This is a genomic window from Pseudomonas sp. K5002 (genome assembly GCF_013386655.1).
Taxonomy (GTDB): domain Bacteria; phylum Pseudomonadota; class Gammaproteobacteria; order Pseudomonadales; family Pseudomonadaceae; genus Aquipseudomonas.
Genome location: NZ_JACARK010000166.1, coordinates 1 through 313 on the forward strand (window position 1 = coordinate 1; position 313 = coordinate 313).

A 313-nucleotide genomic window follows, 5' to 3' on the forward strand; every position below is an offset into this window, starting at 1 on the left:
TCCTGCCGGATACCGACGGCGAGGGCGCAAGCACCATCGCCGAACATATCCGCAGTGCGGTGGAGCACTTGCCACCGGCAGACGGCGACGCGCTGTCGGTCACCGTCAGCGTCGGGCTCAGTACCTGGGACAAACGCAGCCGTGGCTCGCTGGAAGAGCTGCTGCTGAGTGCCGATCGGGCGCTGTATGACGCCAAGCATTCCGGGCGCAACCGCATCGTTCACAGCCAGGCCACATAAGCCGTTATCAGCAACTACGCTAAGGGCATCCTCGAAGCAGAAGTACGCCCGATGAGCCCAAGCACCACCCGCCC

The 313-nt window shown here is 64.2% G+C and carries 1 protein-coding gene; it reads left to right on the forward strand.

Features of this window, described 5'->3' with window-relative positions; genetic code table 11:
• On the forward strand, positions 1-239 hold a 239-nt coding region (locus tag HX846_RS09300; RefSeq protein WP_178965302.1), incomplete at its 5' end, for a diguanylate cyclase.
• Between the last annotated feature and the right edge of the window lie 74 nt (positions 240-313).